14 protein-coding genes are annotated in these 19,410 nt (G+C 39.1%); 8 read left to right on the plus strand and 6 right to left on the minus strand.

Going from position 1 to position 19,410, the window contains the following annotated elements:
* Positions 1 to 50 precede the first annotated feature (50 nt).
* Together IA57_RS03495 and IA57_RS03500 are read left to right on the plus strand one after the other, a co-directional pair.
* The gene (locus IA57_RS03495) at positions 51 to 2,888 is read left to right on the plus strand and encodes a TonB-dependent receptor (protein WP_036119239.1); all 2,838 of its coding nucleotides are present in this window, start codon (positions 51 to 53) and stop codon (positions 2,886 to 2,888) included.
* A 67-nt stretch (positions 2,889 to 2,955) separates the two neighbouring features.
* A complete protein-coding gene (locus IA57_RS03500; RefSeq protein ID WP_051880964.1) occupies positions 2,956 to 5,109 on the plus strand; it encodes a hypothetical protein in 2,154 nt (717 codons plus the stop codon).
* A gap of 71 nt (positions 5,110 to 5,180) precedes the next feature.
* Here IA57_RS03500 and IA57_RS03505 read toward each other — a convergent pair whose 3' ends face one another.
* The gene (locus tag IA57_RS03505) at positions 5,181 to 5,543 is read right to left on the minus strand and encodes a toxin-antitoxin system YwqK family antitoxin (RefSeq protein WP_036119242.1); all 363 of its coding nucleotides are present in this window, start codon (positions 5,541 to 5,543) and stop codon (positions 5,181 to 5,183) included.
* 282 nt (positions 5,544 to 5,825) lie between these two features.
* Between IA57_RS03505 and IA57_RS03510 the strand changes: the two genes are divergently transcribed.
* On the plus strand, positions 5,826 to 8,108 hold the full coding sequence (locus IA57_RS03510; protein ID WP_036119244.1) for an inorganic phosphate transporter: 2,283 nt from the start codon (positions 5,826 to 5,828) through the stop codon (positions 8,106 to 8,108).
* A gap of 221 nt (positions 8,109 to 8,329) precedes the next feature.
* Here the strand turns inward: IA57_RS03510 and IA57_RS03515 are convergent, their stop codons facing one another.
* Positions 8,330 to 10,813, minus strand: a complete 2,484-nt coding sequence (locus IA57_RS03515) for a ribonucleoside-diphosphate reductase subunit alpha (protein WP_036119247.1) — start codon at positions 10,811 to 10,813, stop codon at positions 8,330 to 8,332.
* A gap of 177 nt (positions 10,814 to 10,990) precedes the next feature.
* Positions 10,991 to 11,974: a ribonucleotide-diphosphate reductase subunit beta gene (locus tag IA57_RS03520; RefSeq protein WP_036119249.1), complete on the minus strand. Its 984-nt coding sequence runs from the start codon at positions 11,972 to 11,974 to the stop codon at positions 10,991 to 10,993.
* 562 nt (positions 11,975 to 12,536) lie between these two features.
* Between IA57_RS03520 and IA57_RS03530 the strand changes: the two genes are divergently transcribed.
* Both IA57_RS03530 and IA57_RS03535 read left to right on the plus strand, forming a co-directional pair.
* Positions 12,537 to 13,271 (plus strand): LytR/AlgR family response regulator transcription factor, encoded by a 735-nt coding sequence (locus IA57_RS03530; RefSeq protein WP_036119255.1) that lies wholly within the window; start codon positions 12,537 to 12,539, stop codon positions 13,269 to 13,271.
* A 7-nt stretch (positions 13,272 to 13,278) separates the two neighbouring features.
* Entirely contained in the window at positions 13,279 to 15,261 is a 1,983-nt protein-coding gene (locus tag IA57_RS03535; protein ID WP_036119257.1) for a tetratricopeptide repeat-containing sensor histidine kinase, read from the plus strand.
* Position 15,262: 1 nt separating this feature from the next.
* Here the strand turns inward: IA57_RS03535 and IA57_RS03540 are convergent, their stop codons facing one another.
* Positions 15,263 to 15,829: a DUF3109 family protein gene (locus IA57_RS03540; protein WP_036119260.1), complete on the minus strand. Its 567-nt coding sequence runs from the start codon at positions 15,827 to 15,829 to the stop codon at positions 15,263 to 15,265.
* A gap of 115 nt (positions 15,830 to 15,944) precedes the next feature.
* On the opposite strand from IA57_RS03540, the gene IA57_RS03545 reads away from it, so the two are divergent.
* The 3 genes from IA57_RS03545 to IA57_RS03555 are packed head-to-tail and all read left to right on the plus strand — an operon-like array spanning position 15,945 to position 17,343.
* Complete coding sequence (locus tag IA57_RS03545) at positions 15,945 to 16,526, plus strand: MarC family protein (protein WP_036119263.1); 582 nt, start codon at positions 15,945 to 15,947, stop codon at positions 16,524 to 16,526.
* A 2-nt stretch (positions 16,527 to 16,528) separates the two neighbouring features.
* The gene (locus tag IA57_RS03550; RefSeq protein WP_036119266.1) at positions 16,529 to 16,729 is read left to right on the plus strand and encodes a hypothetical protein; all 201 of its coding nucleotides are present in this window, start codon (positions 16,529 to 16,531) and stop codon (positions 16,727 to 16,729) included.
* A 2-nt stretch (positions 16,730 to 16,731) separates the two neighbouring features.
* Positions 16,732 to 17,343, plus strand: coding sequence for an FAD-dependent oxidoreductase (locus IA57_RS03555; RefSeq protein ID WP_036119269.1), 612 nt, complete (start codon positions 16,732 to 16,734; stop codon positions 17,341 to 17,343).
* Here IA57_RS03555 and IA57_RS03560 read toward each other — a convergent pair.
* Positions 17,340 to 18,929, minus strand: a complete 1,590-nt coding sequence (locus IA57_RS03560; protein WP_036119272.1) for a S41 family peptidase — start codon at positions 18,927 to 18,929, stop codon at positions 17,340 to 17,342. The genes IA57_RS03555 and IA57_RS03560 overlap by 4 nt on opposite strands.
* 4 nt (positions 18,930 to 18,933) lie before the next feature.
* Positions 18,934 to 19,365, minus strand: coding sequence for a deoxycytidylate deaminase (locus IA57_RS03565; protein ID WP_036119275.1), 432 nt, complete (start codon positions 19,363 to 19,365; stop codon positions 18,934 to 18,936).
* Between the last annotated feature and the right edge of the window lie 45 nt (positions 19,366 to 19,410).

Consider the following 19,410-nt stretch of genomic DNA (forward strand, 5'->3'; position numbering starts at 1 on the left):
GTGTAGCTGTTTCTTTGCGCCATAATTTAATAGCAATTTACTATCATTTAATGAAACATCTAATTTTAACTCTATTCCTTTCGTTTGGAATAGCAACATTTGCCCAGCAAACTGGCTCAATCGTTGGGAAATTAACCGATAAAGAAGCAAGTGGAGAGCCTTTATCCTTTGCCAACATTCTTATAAAAGGCACCATTAAAGGTACCACATCGGATTACGATGGACTATATGCCCTTAACGACTTAGAACCGGGCACCTATACTTTAATATTTAGCTTTGTAGGATACGAAACCCAAGAAATAGAAGTCCTAGTAGAACCTGGGAAAGTAACCAATATTAATGTGCCTTTAGGCGCAAATGCCGCAGCTCTAGACGAGATTGTAATCACAACCACTACCAGAAAAGACAGTGAAGTCGCTTTATTGTTAGAACAGAAAAAAGCGGTGTCGTTAGAAACATCTATAGGAGCAGAAGAACTGTCAAGAAAAGGAGCTAGCGATGCAGCTGCAGCAGTTACCAAAATATCTGGTATTGTAAAAGAAGAAAGTTCAGGAAACGTTTTTGTTCGTGGTTTAGGAGATCGTTACAACATGACTTCGTTAAATGGACTACCAATTCCATCGAACAACACCTCTAAAAAGAACATTAATTTAGAGCTTTTCGATACTGAGATTATAGAATCTATTGGGGTAGACAAAACTTACAACGCTATAAACTATGGCGATTTTGGTGGTGCAAACATCAATATTCTATCTAAAAACTATACCGGCAAAGGCTTTGCTCAAGTAGACATAAAATCGGGTGTAAACACAGCCGCTATTGGTGCCGATGATTTTTACACAACCGATGGCCCAAACTTTACAGGGTTTTATAACGAAGAGATTCCTAACTCGCCTTTCACCAACGACTTTAACACAAGTTTCGACAGATCGAGAGCGGGCACACCTTTAAACTCAGCTATAGCCCTTAAAGGAGGAGACTCTTACGATGTTGGTGAAGACTCTAAATTCTCCTTTTTTGTAGTAGGTTCTTTCGACAATGGCTACTCCTACAGAGAGGGGATTAACAATGGTGCCCCTAACTTAAACAGTGGCTTACCAAACTCCGAATACAACTTCGACAAGTTCAGCTATAAGACAGCTACAACTTTAATGGGGAACTTAGGGTTTAACATGGACGATCACTCTAAGCTTAGGTACAACTTTTTAATGTTGAACAATTCTGAACAAAAACTAGAAGAATTTAACGGGATTTTAGACCGTGAAGACGACGCTCCAGAAGGCGGCGGGTTTATTAGACGTTCTACTTTTGAAAGAACCACTTTAATGATTCACCAATTATTAGGAGACCACGAATTGTCTGACAGACTTGACGTAAACTGGGCCATTGGATATAACGACATGACCAACTTGGTACCAGACAGACGCCAAAACACCCTATTGCCTTATAACAATAATCAACCAAACGGCCCAAAATCGTTTAGATTGGTATCGGCAGCTTCTGCTAACCACCGTTTTTTCCAAGAGCTAACCGAAGACGAACTAGTTGCCAACATAGCTACTAGCTTTAAGTTTAGCAAGAACGAAGAAGAAGAATTTAACGGCAAAATAACTTTAGGATATAACGGTAGATTTAAAAATGTAAACTTTGAATCGACCCAATTCAATTACCAATTCCTAAACCCTAACTCGCAACCTTTTGTAGACCCTTACAATATTGATGCCTACTTTAACGAGTACAACACAACCTCTGGCTACTACCAAATAAGAACCTTTAGAGGAACCGCTTCGTTAGCAGGTGCATTAGATCCACAAACCTATGGTGGCGAGCAACTAATCCATGCTGGATTTGCCACTTTAGAATACAAGTTGACACCTAAATTCACTCTTTTTGCTGGATTTAGAGTTGAGCAAATTGTGCAAAACATCGACTGGAACACCGTTATTCAAGGTATAGGAGAAAACGAACTCGACACCTTTGAATGGTTGCCTTCTTTAGCCTTAAAATATGAATTGAACGACAAGAACAACCTAAGGTTTGCCGCAAGTAAAACGTATACATTACCACAGTTTAAAGAAAGAGCCCCTTTCTTATTTCAAGAAGAAATCAATCAAGATTCTTTTGGTAATCAATACTTAACCAACTCCGAAAACTATAACGTAGATCTTAGATGGGAGTTTTTCCCTACAAAAAACGAGATTATCTCATTAGGCGTTTTTGGCAAGCAAATTAACAATGCTATTAATAAGTACTTGGTGGTTTCTGCCGCCAATAACCTAAGCTATGCCAATACTGGTGATGCTACTGCATTTGGAGCAGAACTTGAAGTGAGAAAAAACATTCTTCAACTTGAAAAAACAGTTAACGAAACAAGCTTAGAATCTAGATTGTCTGGTGGGTTAAATGTGTCGTATTTAAACACCAACCAAGACTTAGACTCTAAAAAAGTAAATGAAGAAACTGGTTACTCTGCAGCCTTTACAAATACCGAAGCCGCTTTAGAAGGTGCATCAGACCTTATTTTAAATGCCGACCTAAGTTACTACACCGAATTAGCTCCAGATAAAAACCTAAGAGCAACCGTGGTTGGGAACTACTTTTCAGATCGCATTTACGCTCTTGGTAGCACAGGTCGTGGTCACTTAGTAGACCAAGGGTACATCTCATTAGACTTTATCGCAAAAGCTGCTTTAAGCAAGCGCTTTAGCTTAGGCTTAACAGTAAACAACATTTTAAACCCTTTAATAGAAAGAACCAACGAAAATGCTGAAGGTGATTTAGACACCAACAACCCAGCCATTTCGGCATTCCTTGAAAAGGGCCCAATTACAACTTTATCTTATAAAAAAGGTACGAACGCGAGTTTAACCCTTTCTTATAAATTTTAAGACGCAAAAAAATTGCAATCGTGAATTTAAAAAACCACAATCTATTAATTATTAAACATTAAACACAATGAAAAAAACAATTTTTTCCTTTTTTGTTAGCGCATTGTCCCTTGCTTTTGTAGTGAGCTGTAGCAGTGATGACGACAACAACTCAACACCACCAAAAGTGGCTAGCGAGTTACTTGGTGAAGTAAACACAGCAACGTCTTTAGACGCTTCTATTGAATACTCTTTAACCGGAGCTTACATTGTAAAATCTGGTGCTTCTTTAACCATTCCTGCAGGAACTGTTATTAAAGCTACCGGTGGAACATCTGCCTACATCGCAGTAGAAAGAGGTGCCCAAATATTTGTAAACGGTACTGCTGCTGCTCCAGTAGTAATGACCTCTGCTAGCGACAACCCTGCTCCAGGCGATTGGGGTGGATTGGTAATTGCCGGTGATGCCCCAACAAACAAAGGTACAGATGTAACTACAGAAGTTGGTGACTTATTATACGGTGGTGCAGATGCTAACGATTCTTCAGGATCTATTAGATATTTAAGAGTTGAGTACACTGGTGCAACGTTCTCTAACGATAAAGAATTTAATGGTCTTTCTTTATTTGGCGTTGGTGCTGGTACAACTGTAGAGTACGTACAATCTTATTTTGGTGGTGACGACGGTATCGAGTTCTTTGGTGGAACTGTAGACGGAAACTACTTAGTATCTTACGGAAGTGGTGATGACTCTATCGATTTTGCTGACGGATGGCAAGGAAATGGTACCAACTGGTACATTGCTAACGGTGCCAAAGCTGGTATTGAAGGCTCTAACAACGGAGATAACGGTAATGCAGAACCTACTACTACAACAACGTTAACAAACATTACTGTTGTAGGTCCTGTAACTGAAGGTGCCCTTTACTTTAAAGAAGGCGGTGGTAACTTTACTATCGATAACTTTTACGTAAGTGATATTGACTTAGGTGTTAAGGTAAAAGATACAGACGCTGAAGCCAACACTAGAATTGATAATGGTGATTTAACCATTACAAACATTCAGTTTGCCGATGTACAAGCAGGTTTTGAAGTTTCTGATTACCTTGGAACGAACACCAACTGGTATACCGAAGGTATTGCTACTGGTGCTGGTAACGGTGCGTCTTCTCCAGACTGGGCTGCTGGCTGGACTACTGGTTTAGACAACAGTGGTTCTGAGCAAGAAAATCTTGCTGGTCAAATAACAGGAAATGTAACATTAAACGCCAATACAGAGTACCTTTTAACAAGTGCTTTAATCGTAAAAGCTGGAGGAACCTTAAACATTCCTGCAGGAACTGTAATTAAAGCAACTGGTGGTACTGCCGCTTTTATAGGAGTTGAAAAAGGTGCACAAATCTTTATTGATGGTGAAGCTGATGCTCCAGTAGTAATGACTTCTGGAAGTGCAACTCCTGCTCCTGGCGATTGGGGTGGATTGGTAATTGCTGGTAATGCTCCAACAAACAAAGGCACAGATGTAACTACAGAAGTTGGTGACTTATTATACGGTGGTGCAGATACTAACGATTCTTCAGGATCTATCAGATATTTAAGAGTTGAGTACACTGGTGCAACGTTCTCTAACGATAAAGAATTTAACGGTGTTTCTTTATTTGGTGTTGGTGCTGGTACAACTTTCGAATACGTACAGTCTTACAATGGTGGCGACGATGGTATCGAGTTCTTTGGTGGTACTGTAAACGGCAACCATTTAGTATCTATTGGTAGTGGCGACGACTCTATCGATTTTGCTGACGGATGGCAAGGAAACGGTAGCTACTGGTACATTGCTAACGGTGCTAAAGCTGGTATTGAAGGCTCTAACAACGGAGACAACGGTAATGCACAGCCTGTAACTACCACAACATTATCTAACATTACAATTGTAGGTCCTGTAACAGAAGGTGCCCTTTACTTTAAAGAAGGTGGTGGTAACTTTACCATAGACAATTTTTACACTTACGGTATCGATTTAGGTGTGAAAGTTAAAGATACAGACGCTGAAGCTAACACAAGAATTGACAATGGTGATTTAACCATTACAAACATCCAATTCGATGCTCCTGCTGCTGGGTTCATGGCTACTGATTACCTTGGAACCAACACAGACTTCTACACAGAAGGAACGACTACTGGTGCCGGAAATGGTGCTGCTATGCCAGACTGGACTGCTGGATGGACTTTAGCATTAGAATAATCTAACAGATTTTTATTCCATAAAAAAAGCTCCCGAAAATATCGGGAGCTTTTTTATTGAGGTTATTTTAGTTAATCTCTTACGGCTAATTTAGAAGTGTTTTTCCATTCGTTCACAACAGCTATTCTAGAGTCTTTATAATCCACTTCTTTTAAAGTATCTTCGGTCCAAAAGAACCACTTTCCTACTTTCTGACCATTATCGTATTCCCCAACGGCCAATTTATTACCTTGAAGATCAAAACTCGACCAGGTGCCTTCCAACTCGCCTTTTTTGTTAAAAAAACCGTGTTGTTTTACAACACCATTGTCATAATAGTAGGTCGCTTCAATTAAATCGCCTTTTTTTTCGTATTTTGGTTCAATAGTGGCATCGCTTTGAGCAAAGGTCAATCCAAAACTAAACACTAAAATAATTGATAATATATTTTTCATGATGCATGAGGTTTATGATTCGTTTCTATAACAAATATAGCATTTAATTTACATTAATGAAACATTTACGTAACATTAATTTAACATTGAAAGCGCAAAGCACTAAAAAACAAAGCGTTAAACCAACAAAAAAACTAACTTTTAATACGCACACCCACTAAATGCATGCCAGTGCCCGCCCAAAATTAAAGTTGAAATTTTGATTAAGAACATAACATTAGCTTAACATAACATTTTCAGTAATGTTGGAAATTTGCTGATTGATAATTTTTATTGAATTCGATGGAAAACATTTACATTTATATGCTTATCGCACTAGCTGTTTTGGCTGTTGCCGATTTGGTTGTTGGGGTAAGTAACGATGCAGTTAACTTTTTAAATTCAGCAATTGGATCAAAGGCCGTTTCCTTTAAAACCTTAATGATTGTTGCTAGTTTAGGGGTCGCCTTGGGCGCACTCTCGTCCAGTGGTATGATGGAGGTTGCCAGAAAAGGAATTTTTAATCCAAGTGAGTTTATGTTTAACGAGATCATGATTATTTTCATGGCCGTTATGCTAACCGATATTTTATTATTGGATTTCTTTAACACCCTAGGCCTCCCTACCTCTACTACGGTATCGATTGTTTTTGAACTTTTGGGTGCCTCTGTAGCCATGGCCTTGATTAAAATTTCGGCCGATGACTCGCAAACTTTGGTCGACATTGTAAACTACATCAACAACGAAAAGGCCATAGAGATTATACTGGGCATACTCCTTTCGGTCGTCATTGCTTTTTCTATTGGAGCCTTGGTACAATTTCTATCAAGAATATTCCTGTCGTTTAAATTTAACGAAAAGCCGTCGTGGTATGGCGCTACGTTTAGCGGGCTTGCCATTACCTCTATCATGTATTTTATCTTAATAAAGGGGTTAAAAAGTGCCGCCTTTATGAGCCCTGATTTTTTACATGCCATACAAGACAATACCACGGCATTTCTAGCAGTCAACTTTGCAATCTGGACACTGTTGTCCATGGTAGTTATTAAGGTCTTTAAAACTAACATATACACCCTTATTATCATTATTGGCACCTTTGCTTTGGCCATGGCCTTCGCAGGTAACGATTTGGTAAACTTTATTGGGGTTCCTATTGCGGCCTACAATTCGTTTGAAGCTTGGTCTGCCTCGGGCATGGCGCCTTCAGAATTTAGCATGGGCATCCTTGCCCAAAAGGTACCAACGCAGCCTTATCTGCTATTGGTAGCCGGCTTGGTTATGGTATTAACGCTTTGGTTTTCCAGCAAAGCAAAAGCTGTTGTAAAGACCTCGGTAGACTTATCGCGACAAGACGATGTAAAGGAACGTTTCGAACCTAATTTCTTATCTAGAAATGTGGTAAGACTATCCATGGGACTGTCCTTGGTATTTAACAACTTGTTACCAAATTCTGCCAAGCAGTTTATCGAAAAGCAATTTAAAAAGCCTGTTATTAATGGCCTTTCTAAAAACACCGATGACTTACCAGCATTCGACCTTGTACGCGCAGCGGTTAACCTTATGGTAGCCAGTGTTTTAATCTCTATAGCAACCTCAATGAAACTTCCGCTTTCTACAACCTATGTTACCTTTATGGTGGCCATGGGTACCTCATTGGCAGACAGAGCCTGGGGAAGCGAAAGCGCTGTATACCGTGTGGCTGGCGTATTTAACGTTATTGGCGGATGGTTCTTTACGGCCATTAGTGCGTTTATAGCTGCAGCAGTAACTGCTTACCTTTTAAACTGGAACGTAAAAGTTATGGTTCCGGTACTGTTGTTCTTTGCTATTATTTTACTGGTTAGAAATTACATCTCACACCGCAATAAATCTAGAGAAAGCAAAGCCGAAGACCGCTTAGAACGCACAGAGAGCAGCTCGGTACAAGGGGTAATACACGAAAGTGCTAATAACATTTCCAACGTTGTAAAGCGTGGTAACAAAATTTACACCAATGCTATCGATGGATTGGCCAGACAAGATCTAATCACCTTAAAGAAAAACAAAAAACAGGTTGCTAAATTAACCGATGAGATTGAGGATTTAAGAGATAACATCTTCTATTTTATAAAAAATCTAGACGAAAAGAGTGTTAGCGCCAGTAATTTCTACATCAATATTTTGGATTACTTAACCGACATGGCTCAATCGTTAGAGTACATCTCTAAAGCTAGCCATAAACACGTTAACAACAACCACAAAAAACTTAAGTTCAGCCAAATAAAAGAGCTGAAGGATCTAGACAAAACCATGGATAAATTGTTTAGTGATACCCAACACGCTTTCTCGTCTTACTCGTTTGAAAAAATTGAAGAAGTCCTTAGACATAAATCTACAATTTACGAACATGTAACACGTAAAATCCAGCTTCAAGTAGAACGTACACGCTCTGAAGAATCGAGTCCTAAAAACACCACATTATTCTTTAGTGTGTTGCTGGAAACAAAAGACCTGTTAGATGCGACATTCGATTTACTTGAAGAGTACGACTTAGCGCATGATGCTTCTGTAAAACCATTTAAAATTACAAGCGATAGCGAAGAATAACCAATAGCCTGAGTGATATTACAGGCGTGATTTAACCTAATAAAAAAGGCAACTTAAACACATGTTTATTTTGCCTTTTTTTATGGAAATACCCCCCCCAGTGAAAACTAAAATACAGCACACCAGAGAATCGCCTTCTAATTAAAGACGACAACCTATATGCAAAAAAAGCCATCTTGTAATGAAGATGGCTTTTTTAAATTATTAACACTTATAAATCTTTAAGAACCGCACATTAAGCAGTCGTCTTCTCCTTCGGCAGCCTTGGCTTGGGCAATTAAAGCCTTCATTTCCTCTGGTGTCATTGGTGCGACATCGTCTTCAGCAGACTCTTGTGCAAATTTAGCCGCAGTTTTTGCCGCTTGTTCCTTTTGTTTTTCTACAATAGCTTGCTCTGCCGTATTGGTGCTTTCTTGTACCACTGGCGCTGCTTTTTTCTTATTGTCTAATGTAAATTTAATGGCGTCTACGGCACTCTTAGTACGCAAATAGTACATGCCTGTTTTTAAACCACTCTTCCAAGCATAAAAATGCATAGATGTTAATTTTGCCATTGTAGCTCCTTCCATAAACAAGTTTAAAGATTGGGATTGGTCTATAAAATACCCTCTGTGCCTAGACATGTCTATAATATCTTTCATACTCAATTCCCAAACCGTCTTATAAAGGTCTTTAATATCCTGCGGAATGCCTTCTATATCCTGTATAGAACCGTTAGCCCTCATAATATCCTGCTTTAAGCCTTCGTTCCATAAGCCCAGTGCAACCAAATCTTCCAACAGATGCTTATTAACAACAATAAACTCTCCCGAAAGCACTCTACGCGTATAAATGTTAGAGGTATACGGCTCAAAACACTCATTATTCCCTAGAATTTGAGAGGTTGAAGCTGTTGGCATTGGCGCAACCAACAACGAGTTTCTCACACCGTTCTCGGCTACCTCCTTACGAAGTTTATCCCAATCCCATCGGCCGCTTAGCTCCTCGTCTTTCACGCCCCAAAGGTTGTGCTGAAATAAGCCTTCGCTAATAGGCGACCCTTGATATGTTTGATATGGGCCATCGGCTTTAGCCTCTTCCATACTTGCCGTTACGGCAGCGTAATAAAGGGTTTCGAAAATTTCTTGATTGAGTTTTTTGGCTTCATCGCTCGTAAATGGCATGCGCATTTTTATAAACGTATCAGCCAATCCTTGTACCCCTAACCCTACTGGTCTGTGACGGAAATTTGAGTTTTCAGCCTCCTTAACCGGATAGTAGTTTCTATCGATAACGCGGTTAAGGTTTTTGGTTACCCGCTTTGTAATTCGGTACAGCTCCTCATGATCAAAGGCGCCATCTTTTACAAACATTGGCAACGCAATAGAGGCCAAGTTACATACAGCAACCTCATCTGGCGAAGTGTACTCTAAAATTTCTGTACATAAGTTAGACGATCTAATGGTTCCTAAATTCTTCTGATTCGATTTGCGGTTGGCCGCATCTTTATACAACATGTACGGTGTACCTGTTTCTATTTGCGACTCTAGGATTTTCTCCCAAAGTTCGCGAGCCTTAATGGTTTTTCTCCCTTTGTTTTCTGCTTCATATTTAAGGTAAAGCGCTTCGAACGCTTCGCTATGGGTGTCTGGTAAACCTGGGCACTCGTTAGGGCACATTAAAGTCCATTGTCCATCTTCCTGAACGCGTTTCATAAACAAATCTGGAATCCACATGGCGTAAAACAGGTCGCGAGCACGCATTTCTTCTTTTCCGTGGTTTTTCTTCAAATCCAAAAAGTCGAAAATATCGGCGTGCCAAGGCTCTAAATAAATGGCAAAACTCCCTTTACGCTTTCCACCGCCTTGATCTACATAACGCGCCGTATCATTAAACACGCGCAACATTGGCACAATGCCATTGCTGGTCCCGTTGGTGCCAGCTATATAACTTCCGGTAGCTCTAATATCATGAATGGCCAACCCAATACCTCCCGCCGATTGCGAGATCTTAGCGGTTTGCTTTAAAGTATCGTAAATCCCATCAATACTATCGTCCTTGGCTGTTAAAAGGAAACATGACGACATTTGGGGTTTTGGCGTACCAGAATTAAACAAGGTTGGTGTAGCATGTGTAAAATATTTTTTCGACATGAGCTCGTAAGTTTCAATAGCGGCATCCAAATCATTTAAATGAATCCCTACCGAAACACGCATAAGCATGTGCTGTGGTCTTTCGGCAATCTGGCCGTTAAGCTTAAGCAAATACGAACGCTCTAAGGTTTTAAACCCAAAATAATCGTACCCAAAATCGCGGTTATATATTATGGTAGAGTCTAGTTTCTCTTTGTTATCCATAATAATGTTATAAACCTCATCTGAAAGCAAAGGCGCTTTTTTCCCAGTTCTCGGATTAACGTAGGTATAGAGGTCTTCCATAACCTCGCTAAAGGTTTTTTTGGTGTTTTTATGTAAGTTTGAGACCGATATTCTGGCTGCTAACCTCGCATAATCGGGGTGGGCGGTTGTCATGGTAGCCGCTGTTTCGGCTGCTAGGTTGTCTAGCTCGCTAGTGGTTACTCCATCATACAAGCCCTCTATAACGCGCATGGCTACTTTTACCGGATCGACAAGTTCGTTTAATCCGTAACACAATTTTCTCACTCGCGAAGTGATTTTGTCGAACATGACAGGCTCTCTACGACCGTCTCTTTTTACTACATACATATTTTACACAGTTTAAAATTTCCTGATACACCTTCAGAAAATGGGTTAATTCGTTTTTACCAATTTTTCAAATCGATTGAAAATCAGTTTATTATATTTTATTGCGTTCAACAACGGTACTTCTATGCAGAAGCCTCCTTTATGGAACTTTAAATGTTTTTAATGCTTGGAGCCAATTTAAAAATCGGCGTCAAATTTGAATTTATCTTCCTCTTCTTCTTTATTTAAAACACCTGCTTTTTGGTATTCCGACACGCGTTTCTCGAAGAAATTGGTTTTTCCTTGTAAAGAAATCATGTCCATAAAATCGAAAGGATTGGTAGCGTTGTACTCTTTTTCACACTCCAGCTCGGTTAAAAGCCTGTCTGTAACGAACTCTAAATACTGCGTCATTAGCTTAGCATTCATTCCTATTAAGCTTACGGGCAACGATTCTGTAATAAACTCGCGCTCTATGTTTAGGGCATCGACAATTATTTCGCGAATGCGTTCTTTTGGCACTTTGTTTACCAGGTGGTTGTTGTGAATGTGCACTGCAAAATCGCAATGCATACCTTCGTCTCTAGAAATAAGCTCGTTAGAGAAGGTTAACCCAGGCATGAGGCCTCTTTTTTTCAACCAGAACAGCGAGCAAAAAGCGCCCGAGAAGAAAATCCCTTCTACAGCGGCAAAGGCAATTAAACGCTCTGCAAAGCTTGGCGACTCGATCCATTTTAAGGCCCAATCGGCTTTCTTTTTAATTGCCGGAAAGTTTTCGATGGCTCTAAAAAGAATGTCTTTTTCCTTTTCGTCCTTGACGTAGGTATCAATTAATAACGAATAGGTTTCGCTATGGATGTTTTCCATCATAATCTGGAACCCGTAAAAGAATTTGGCCTCGCTATATTGCACCTCGTTAACAAAATTCTCGGCAAGGTTTTCGTTTACAATACCATCGCTAGCTGCAAAAAAGGCTAGAATATGTTTAATAAAATAGCGCTCATCGTCATTAAGCTTGTTGCTCCAATCGTTTAAATCCTGGTGAAGATCTATTTCTTCGGCAGTCCAAAAACTGGCTTCAGATTTTTTGTACCACTCCCAAATATCGTGGTGTTGTATTGGGAAAATAACAAAGCGATCTTTGTTTTCTTTAAGGATTGGTTCAATAGCTTGTTGAGACATATAAATTGGTTTTTTTGCAAAAATTATGATGAATTATTTCGTGTGATTTGGGACTAACAAATATTGGAATTTGGCGTTGAAAATGAAAAATTATTAATCAAACGTTTTCAACAAGTTTTTAACAAATCAAGCGCAGCCTAGCACGGCTCTGATTTTATTAAAATAAAACACCACTTACTTTACAATAAATTGTTTTTCAGTAATTTATCGCAACAAAAAACGCAGTAAAAAAACCTATGAAAAACACGACAACCCAAACAACCGTAACGGTTTACAGCATCTTTTAAAACTAAAAAAAGAGAGCCAAAAAGACCCTCTTTCTTTAGTATAAATGCATTCTTATTTAGAAATGCATACCCCTTTAAATAATTAATAGCGATACTAATATCTTGCAAAAAAAACAAAGCGCAAAAAACAATGTATGGTTGGTAATAAAAAGTGTATAATTGGCAAAAGCAAGGGTTAAAATGCCCACACACAATCTTCACCTTTTTATACAAAAAAAGTAACCAACAACACATTAACCCCACTTTATCAACCGATATATTATTATATTTGGTTCATGATAAAAGCAGTTATTGTTGACGATGAGCCTAAAGCGATACAAAGCCTATCTTGGGAGTTAAACACTTTTAAAGATGTTTTGAGTATTGTTGAAACCTTTACCAGGCCAGAAGTAGCAATACAGTATTTAAACACAAACAAAGTTGATTGCCTGTTTTTAGACATTAACATGCCTACCATGGATGGTTTTCAGTTTCTAGACAAACTGGAGGCCAAGGACTTTTCGGTAATTATTACCACAGCTTACAACGAGTATGCCTTAAAAGCCATAAAAAACGAAGCAATCGATTATCTTTTGAAGCCAATAGACTCTGATGATCTTGCACAGACCATAAAAAAAATAAAAAAGCATTACAACAACAACTTGGCCATTTCGAAGGTAGAAGACGCCCTAATTAATTTTAACAATACCCAGCAAAAAAAGAAAATCACCATAAATGCCGATGGTAAATTGATTTTCTTGGATATTGACGACATCTTGCACATAGAGTCTGACGGGAATTATTGCACCATTTTTTTAGAGAAAGACCAAAAAATCGTGGTTACCAAAAAGCTTAAGGAAATGAACGCCCTACTGCCCAACGATTCGTTTTTTAGAATTCACAATTCGTTTGTAATTAACCTGAATAAAATTAAAGAGTTTGTAAAAACCGATGGCTATGTTTTAATGACGTCCAACAAAAAAATTCCTGTAGCCAGACAACGAAAGTCCGATTTTCTTGACAAACTGTAACCCTACCATGAAGCAAGACCTTATAAAAAACTCGTCCACAACAAAACACTTAGCGCTCTTAGTGGCATTGTTTTTTGCGGTATTCAACATCCAAGCGCAAAACGATTCGATCGATAAGGCTTTTCAACAAAAAACAGCGGTTTTAATTGCAAAAAAGTCACCCTACTACCAGTTTTTAGATTCTGTACTAAGGCATCAGGACAAAAACGATTCGGTAAAAATGGCCTACCTGTTAAAAAAAACCACAGAAAACAAGTATCTGGAGGGCGAAAGCTTTGCTTACAACATGCTGGGAATTATAGACAGAAACCTCTCAAAATACAACCGCTCTACAGAACGACACCTTAAGGCCGTAGCGCTTGCCAAACAAGCAAACAACATAGAACTGGAAGTTTTTGGTCTTAACATGCTTGGGGTTACTTGCAGGCGACAGGATTTAATACGCCAGGCTTTAGACTACCATAAGAAGGCATTAGATTTGGCCGAAAATGCCAAAACCCCTTCAAAAACCTTAAAACAAAGCATTGCAGTTTCGCAAAACAGTATGGGGAACATCTATCTTGCTCTTAAGCAATACGACTTTGCCATAGAACAGTTTAAAAAGTCCCTAAAAATAGAAATAGCCCTAAACAACAATTTAGGCCTTGCCATTAACCACCACAACATAGGTTATGCCCAAGAAGCCAAAGGGCAGATTGACCTCGCTTTAGAGAACTACAAAACCTCGCTAAAACACAACAACATTATAAACTCTGAAATTGGCCGCATTATTTGCTACAACAGCATTGCCAAAATAGACATAAAAAAAGGACAGTATAAAAAAGCCCTCTCTTTGGTAACCGCTGCCCTAGAGAAAGCCAAAGTAGAAAAGGATCAATTTTATCTAGCCACATCGCATTTAAACTTAGGTCTTACCCTGCTTAAAATGGGCCAATTAGATTCGGCCGAGAGCAACCTTTATGAGGCGCTAAACATTTCTAAAGCCTATCATTTAAAATCCTCTAAATCTACCGCATACAACTACCTATCTGAAGTTTATGAGCTGAAAAAAGACTACCAAACCGCCCTAAAGTACAAAAAACTCTACCAAGACCTCGAAGCGTCGATTACCAACGAGCGGAACATTCAGTATGTAAACGGTCTGATTATTACATACGAAACCGAGAAAAAAAACAACCAAATACAGGCCTTAGCCAATGAAAATGAGATTGTAAAGCTTAAATTAAAACAACATAAAAATTTTCAACTGCTGGGGTCTTTAGGCGGGCTATTACTCATTATTATTTTGGTTATCCTGTACAGGCAGCACAAACTAAAAAACGAGAAAAAAATAATCACCCTAGAGCAGGAAATGCTGCGCAACCAAATGAACCCTCATTTTATCTTTAATTCCTTAAACTCCATAAAGCTTTACATTATAAACAACGAAAAGGAAAATGCCGTTTACTACCTAAACAAATTCTCTAAACTTATTAGAAAAATCCTAGTTGCCTCGACCGAAAAGGACATCTCCCTTGAAGAAGAGCTAGAAACCATGGGGCTTTACATGAACATTGAGAACATTCGCCTATCGAACCAAATAGAATACGCCGTTTTTGTTGACAAGCACATTAACACCTCCGCCATAAAAGTACCTTCGTTAATTTTACAGCCATTTTTAGAGAACGCCCTATGGCATGGTCTTTCCTCGAAAAAAGGTGATAAAAAAATAACCTTGAATATAACAAAACACAGCCCGGAGCATATTACCATAACCATTACAGACAATGGCATAGGCCGAGCCGCCTCGCAAAAAATAAAATCTCAAAAGAAATTAAAACGAAAATCTGTGGGGATTGCCATAACTAAAGCCAGGCTATCCAACTTTTCTAAAGCCTACACCAGCGATTATAAAATAGATATTGAGGATTTGTTCGAGAATGGCACTCCTAGCGGGACTAGGGTTGTAGTGAACATTCCCATTAGAGCAACAGCCCTTAAAAGCGCGTAGATTACTTATGCCCTTGGGCTACTTTTTCCAGCTCTAGGTACCAATCTTCGCCAAATTTTCTAATAAGCGCCTCCTTTACAAACTTGTAAATAGGCACTTGCAACTCTGCTCCAAGGCTACAAGCATCGTCACAAATTGGCCAACGGTGGTAGTTTACCGCAGAGAATTCGCTATAATCCTTAACTCGAATGGGATACAAATGGCAGGAAATGGGTTTTTTCCAATCAATTTTTCCTTCATTATACGCCTGCTCTATACCGCACAAGGCCGTATTGTTTTTATCAAAAGTAACGTAAGCACATTCGGCCTGGTTTACCAATGGTGTTTCCAAATCGCCTGCTTCTGTGGTTATAAATACGCCTTGTTTTTCAATGGCAGCAATACCTTCCGGCCTTAAAAAAGGCTTTACGGTTTCGTAAATATCACCTAGTATTTTGGCTTCAGAAGCCTCCAACGGCGCCCCAGCATCTCCTTCTACACAACAAGCGCCCTTGCATGCCGATAAATTGCACACAAAATCCTTTTCTATAATATCTTCCGATACAATGGCCTTCCCTAATTGAAACATGCTGCAAAGGTAATTGTTATTGCTGACAAATTCAGATAAAAAATATTGGTTATTTTAGCCATGCATTACATCTTAAATTCCGAGATTTGCAAAAAAATACAAAACACTAAAAAACATGCAATTAGACGTTAAAGAAATATTTACCGCCTTCATGGTACTTTTTGCTGTAATAGACATTGTTGGCAATGTACCTATTGTTATCGACCTAAGAAAAAAAGCTGGGCACATACAAAGCGAAAAAGCTTCGATTATTGCCGGTATTATTATGATTGTCTTTCTTTTTGTGGGACAAAACATTTTGTCGCTTATTGGTATTGGCGTGAATAGCTTTGCCGTTGCTGGTGCCTTTATCCTGTTTTTTATTGCCTTAGAAATGATTTTGGGCATTACCCTGTACAAAGAAGATGAAAGCAGCGCCATGACAGCTTCTGTTTTCCCACTCGCTTTTCCTTTAATTGCAGGCCCAGGAAGCTTAACAACCCTACTTTCGTTAAGGGCTGAATTTAAACTAGAAAACATTATTGTTGCCGTTATACTAAACGTTATTATTATTTACATTGTTCTTAAAACATCCACTAAAATCGAGCGATTAATTGGACAAAACGGCATTAACATTATACGAAAAGTTTTTGGTGTGGTATTATTAGCCATTGCCGTTAAACTATTTGCTCATAACATTAAAGCCCTTTTACTTTAAATATGAAAATTTTCACCCTTATTTTAACGGGCATCGCCATTGCTTTAATTATTTTTAATGTTACCAAAATAAATTTTGAAGCACCTTTTGAAGACGACAGCATTGTTGCACTAATAACCATTGCATGTGCACTGTGCGCGGTTGTTCTGCTTCAAATTTTAAGGATTTCCAAAAAAATTGAACGCAAACAAAAAACCAAATAAGCATGTACGACGCTTTAATTATTGGAGGCGGCGCATCTGGCATGTCCTGCGCTTTGGTTTTGGGCTCTGCCAAAACCAAGGCATTTGCAAAAGACAAGCGTATTGGTCTTATTGCCCACCAACGCAGTTCCCATTTGCAAAGCGCCTTATTTAACAACGTTTTAGGACTTCCTCCCGGAACCACAGGCCAATCTATTTTAAGCTCAGGAAAAACACAATTAGCAACATTGTACCCACATGTTGAACAGATTGAAAAGGAAAAGGTGCTTTCTGTTTTAGAAACCGATGCTGGTTATTTTGAAGTTAACACCAACAAACAAAGTTACCACGCCAAAATGGTTGTTGTTGCCGTTGGTTATACCCATTTAATAAACATTACCGGGTTAGAGCCCTATATAGCACCACACCCAAGAGCCAAGGCAGAAAAAAATAGGATTTGGTTAAAAAACGAGGATCATTTGGTTAAGAAGAATCTTTACGTAGCAGGCACACTAGCCGGATGGCGCAGTCAATTTGCTATTGCTAGTGGTAGTGGTGCCCAAGTCGCTACAGATATTTTAACCCTATGGAATCATGGCGAACACACCAAAATTCACGATAAGCTAGAGCCTTAAGGCGCCTTACTTAATGTTAGAACCTCCTCTATCATAACATCAAACTTATTAATAACTTCGTAGTAGGCTCCGTTGCCATACAATTGGTTTGCCAGCGTGGCCTTAATGTACTGCTTAATCTCGTTATTGTACGCTACAAAAGTAATGTTGGAATCGGTTTTTTCCCTAAGATAGCTTTCAAACGCAACAACAATATCGTCGTTCAATTCAAAATCGTTTATAAATGCATCTCTAGACACACTATCGTAAGCATGGCGGTTCTCATCTAAATACTCGAACACAAAATTACTTATAAACCCACGCCTTTCAAGAAACATTATGGTCTCATTTTGCATGCCTTTATCTATAGGCACAAACACATCGGGGATAATGCCCCCTCCGCCATAAACCACTTTCCCCTTTGGGGTTTTAAACTTTAACGAATCGGCTACTTGGATTTTTTCCTCGTCTATCAACTCACCACTTTCAATACGTTCAAAATACTCATCGTAATAGTCTTTACTCCCATTTTTATACGCCCGCTGTATGGAGCGTCCTGTTGGGGTATAATACCTAGACACCGTAAGCCTAACGGCACTACCATCGCCTAAATCCATTTCTCGCTGCACAAGACCTTTTCCGTACGACCGTCTACCTACAATGGTGCCTTTGTCGTTATCTTGAAGTGCCCCTGCAATAACCTCGCTGGCAGAGGCCGAGTTTTCATCGATGAGCACATAAAGTTTGCCGGTTTCAAAATCCCCTCGTTTGGTTGCAAAGCTTTTTTTAATGTTTCCTCGTTTGTTTTTGGTAAACAGAATGAGCTTGCCGTCTTTTAAAAACTCATCGACTATACGCTCTGCCACCCCCAGGAACCCGCCAGGATTACCTCTTAAATCTAAGACCAGTTCGGTCATGCCTTGCTTTTGTAGGGTGGTAAGTTCTTTTTTAAATTCGTTATAGGTCGACTCTGCAAAGCGGTTAATTTTTATGTACCCCAAAGCTTCGTTTAGCTTGTAGGCCGCATCGACACTTTTAATGGGCACATGGTCCCTTTTTACGGTAAAGTTTAGCAGTTGGCTTTCTCCTTTTCGGTACACCCCAAGTGTTACTTTGGAATGTATTGGGCCTTTAAGCTTTTTAATCACTTCGGCATTGTTAAGGTTTTTACCATAAACGGTATCTTGATTGGCAAATAAAATCCTGTCGCCGCCTTTTATACCCACTTTTTCGCTGGGGCCACCCTCTACGGTTTTTATTACGGTTATGGTATCTTTATATGTGTAAAAATTAATGCCAATGCCTACAAAATCTCCTTTCATATTATCGGCTACCCGCTCCATGTCTTCTTTTGGAATGTATACAGAATGAGGGTCTAGGTTGTCTAAAATTCCATTAACGGTAACATCTACAATGCTATCGGTATTTACATCGTCTACGTATTCGTAATCAATGTAATCAATTAGCCTGTTTAGTTTGTCTTTTTTGCTGTTTACACTAAACAGCCTATCTGAAGTGTCTGTAAAATTTAGTTTTTCTCCAATAAAAATCCCTGCTGCTATGGCAACGCCCACAATTAACGGCACGTATTTTTTATTGAAACGCATGATGTTATACAGTTGTATGTTCGACTAATTCTAGTTTAATGCCTGCTTTTTTAAGAAATTTTAATCCCGAATCGTCTTTATAGGCTTTGCTATAAACGACCCTTACAATTCCTGCCTGATGGATAAGTTTACTACACTCCTTACATGGCGATAACGTAATGTATAACGTAGCGCCCACACAGGATTGTGTTGAGGAGGCTACCTTTAAAATGGCGTTGGCTTCGGCATGAAGCACGTACCACTTGGTATAGCCTTCGTCGTCTTCACAAAAATTCTCAAACCCTGTTGGCGTGCCATTGTATCCATCGGAAATAATCATTCTATCCTTAACAATTATCGCGCCAACTTGTTTTCGTTTACAGTAGGAGAGTTTTCCCCATTCTTCTGCAATTCTTAAATAAGCTTTATCGTATTTAAGCTGTTTGTCTTCTTTCATAGAGCTTTAGGTATACTAATATAATTGGTTGATGTTTTAAAAACA

Origin of the sequence: Mangrovimonas yunxiaonensis (genome assembly GCF_000733475.1) — a bacterium.
In the GTDB taxonomy this organism is placed as follows: Bacteria; Bacteroidota; Bacteroidia; order Flavobacteriales; family Flavobacteriaceae; genus Mangrovimonas; species Mangrovimonas yunxiaonensis.

Coding starts and splice junctions, on each gene's coding strand:
- IA57_RS03495 (WP_036119239.1), top strand. CDS start 51: ATGAAACATCTAATTTTAACTCTATTCCTTTCGTTTGGAATAGCAACA.
- IA57_RS03500 (WP_051880964.1), top strand. CDS start 2,956: ATGAAAAAAACAATTTTTTCCTTTTTTGTTAGCGCATTGTCCCTTGCT.
- IA57_RS03505 (WP_036119242.1), bottom strand. CDS start 5,543: ATGAAAAATATATTATCAATTATTTTAGTGTTTAGTTTTGGATTGACC.
- IA57_RS03510 (WP_036119244.1), top strand. CDS start 5,826: ATGGAAAACATTTACATTTATATGCTTATCGCACTAGCTGTTTTGGCT.
- IA57_RS03515 (WP_036119247.1), bottom strand. CDS start 10,813: ATGTATGTAGTAAAAAGAGACGGTCGTAGAGAGCCTGTCATGTTCGAC.
- IA57_RS03520 (WP_036119249.1), bottom strand. CDS start 11,974: ATGTCTCAACAAGCTATTGAACCAATCCTTAAAGAAAACAAAGATCGC.
- IA57_RS03530 (WP_036119255.1), top strand. CDS start 12,537: ATGATAAAAGCAGTTATTGTTGACGATGAGCCTAAAGCGATACAAAGC.
- IA57_RS03535 (WP_036119257.1), top strand. CDS start 13,279: ATGAAGCAAGACCTTATAAAAAACTCGTCCACAACAAAACACTTAGCG.
- IA57_RS03540 (WP_036119260.1), bottom strand. CDS start 15,829: ATGTTTCAATTAGGGAAGGCCATTGTATCGGAAGATATTATAGAAAAG.
- IA57_RS03545 (WP_036119263.1), top strand. CDS start 15,945: ATGCAATTAGACGTTAAAGAAATATTTACCGCCTTCATGGTACTTTTT.
- IA57_RS03550 (WP_036119266.1), top strand. CDS start 16,529: ATGAAAATTTTCACCCTTATTTTAACGGGCATCGCCATTGCTTTAATT.
- IA57_RS03555 (WP_036119269.1), top strand. CDS start 16,732: ATGTACGACGCTTTAATTATTGGAGGCGGCGCATCTGGCATGTCCTGC.
- IA57_RS03560 (WP_036119272.1), bottom strand. CDS start 18,929: ATGCGTTTCAATAAAAAATACGTGCCGTTAATTGTGGGCGTTGCCATA.
- IA57_RS03565 (WP_036119275.1), bottom strand. CDS start 19,365: ATGAAAGAAGACAAACAGCTTAAATACGATAAAGCTTATTTAAGAATT.